General features: G+C 62.4%; 3 protein-coding genes. All 3 read right to left on the bottom strand.

The window, feature by feature from the left end; genetic code table 11:
* Positions 1-1,561, bottom strand: a 1,561-nt coding sequence (tnpC, locus tag ABD720_RS19245) for an IS66 family transposase (RefSeq protein ID WP_344765859.1), incomplete at its 3' end; no start/stop codon positions are given.
* A 29-nt stretch (positions 1,562-1,590) separates the two neighbouring features.
* Complete coding sequence (tnpB, locus tag ABD720_RS19240) at positions 1,591-1,938, bottom strand: IS66 family insertion sequence element accessory protein TnpB (RefSeq protein ID WP_344765857.1); 348 nt, start codon at positions 1,936-1,938, stop codon at positions 1,591-1,593.
* On the bottom strand, positions 1,935-2,382 hold a 448-nt coding region (gene tnpA, locus ABD720_RS19235; protein WP_344765855.1), incomplete at its 5' end, for an IS66-like element accessory protein TnpA. The genes tnpB and tnpA, both read right to left, overlap by 4 nt.

Genomic DNA, 2,382 nt, shown 5'->3' with positions numbered 1-2,382 from the left:
CCGCGCCAAGCTGGCTGCCCACATTCCACGGCAGCAAATCATTGATTTGATTGATCGGATGGTCAGCGATGTGCGTGAGCACATGGCGCAGGTAGGCTTCGGGATCGATGCCGTTCAGTTTGGCGGTACCGATCAACGCATACATGGCGGCAGCGCGCTCGCCGCCGCTGTCGGCACCCACGAACAGGAAATTTTTCCGTCCCAGGGCAACGCCACGCAGCGCACGTTCAGCCGCATTGTTATCGATCTCGGCGATGCCGTGATCGCAGTACAGCAGCAATGCCTGCCACTGGTTGAGCGCGTAATTGATGGCTTTGGTTGTGTCGGACTTGGCCGAAAGTGTGGGCAAGCGCGCACGCAGCCAGGCTTCGAAGTCCACCAGCAAGGGCAGCGTTCGGTCCTGTCGGACCTGCCGGCGCACATCGGGTGGCTTGCCGCGCAGCGGTTCCTCAATTTCATACAATTCGCCGATCCGGCGCAATACCTCGGTGGTAAATGCTGTTCGATGAACGACGTGGAGATCGTGGAATTTACGCCGGGTGTGCGCCCAGCAAGCGGCTTCCTGTACCCGGCCGGTATCGTAAATGGCATTGAACCCGGCGTACGCATCGGCTTGCAGAATGCCGCGAAATCCGGCGAGATGCGTTTGTGGGTGAATCCCCTTGCGGTCCGGCGTGTAGGCAAACCAGACCGCCGGCGGGACGCTCGAGGCACTACTGCGATCATCGCGCACGTAGGTCCAGAGCCGGCCGGTCCTGGTCTGGCCTTGGCCGGCAGCGAGGACAGGCACGGTCGTGTCATCGGCGTGCAGTTTCGTGCCGGCCATTACATGGTTGCGCAGTGCGTCCACTAGGGGTGCCATCAGCGCACTGCAGGCGCCGACCCAGCGCCCCATGCTGGAACGGTCGATCTCGACACCCTGCCGGGCATAGATCACCGACTGCCGGTACAACGGTTGATGGTCGGCGAATTTCGCCACCAGAATATGCGCCAGCAACCCGGGCCCGGCCACACCGCGCAGAATCGGCCGGCTCGCAGCCGGCACCTGGACGATGCGGTCACAGCAGGCGCAGGCTTTTTTGCGCCGGATATGGCGGATCACTTTGAACGCCGTATTGAGGATCTCCAGCTGCTCGGAGACATCCTCGCCAAGTGGCTTGAGATGCCCGCCGCAATCCGGGCAGGCCGTATCGGCCGGCTCCAGAATGCGCTCCTCGCGTGGCAGTTCGGGCGGCAAGGTATGCCGCACCGGCACCCTGGGTGGGGTTGCCAGACCGGTTGCCGGTGCCACGGCAGGCTGGCGCGGCAGTGCATCGACGACACCTTCTTCGGCCAGCAAGTCCTCCAGCCGGCACTCCAATTTCGCAATCTGGCGATCGATCTTCTCGGACTTGCGACCGAATTGCATGCGCTGTAATTTGGCAATGAGCAGCTTGAGCTGGTCGATTTCAACAGCGTGCGATGCCATGACCAGCGTCATTTGCGCCATCGCAGCCTGCTGCGCGCGCACCATCGCCTTGAGGGCGTCGATGTCGTCGGGCAGGGGCGAGGGAATGGGCATGCGCGGAGTTTACGCAGGTCCCCGGATGTTTACAACACCGTTCTGGGCTGCCAGGTGCGTTGCGGCTGTCGCCAATCGATTCCTTCAAGCAGCATCGATAGCTGCGCCGGCGTCAGGCACACCGATCCACTGGTGGCCTGTGGCCACACGAAGCGTCCCTGTTCGAGACGCTTGGCCAGCAGGCACAGGCCATCCTCCGTCGCCCACAACACCTTGATGGTATCGCCACGGCGGCCACGAAACACGAAGACATGGCCATTGAACGGATCGGCCGCCAGCGCGGTTTCCACCTTGGCGGCCAATCCCTGAAAGCCGCAGCGCATGTCGGTGATGCCGGCAGCGATCCAGATCCGCGTGCCGGCAGGCAGGCCGATCATGGGTGGAAGTGGCGTAATACCTGCCCGAGAACGGCGGCATCGACGGCTCCCTTCAAGCGCAAGGTGATGGTCGCCAGGCTGATTTCGATGACGCCAGGCTGGATGAGTTGCGGGTATGCCGGTACCGCATTCGGCGCAATGGAAGTAACCGGGTCCGGCAGCGGTACCGTAGCCAGTGGCGTCACGTTGGTGACAGGCGTGATGCGGACTTCCACGAACGCGGATGGCGCAGTTTCTTGAGCGGCACCCTCGCTGGCGAGATACGTGCGCCGCCATTTGTGCAGCATATTGGCGTTGATCCCGTTGTCCAAAGCAAGACGGGCGACGGACACGCCGGGCGCGCAAGCGGCGATCGCCAGTTGCTTCTTGAAATCAATCGGGTAATTGCGACGGCCTTTACGGCTGCCGGATTGGATGGCTGTGTTCAAAGTGATCCCCACTACT

Source organism: Actimicrobium antarcticum (genome assembly GCF_039536745.1).
Taxonomy (GTDB): Bacteria; Pseudomonadota; Gammaproteobacteria; order Burkholderiales; family Burkholderiaceae_D; genus Actimicrobium; species Actimicrobium antarcticum.
Note: the sequence above shows the minus strand (reverse complement) of the source record. Positions and strands in the feature narration are given on the sequence as shown.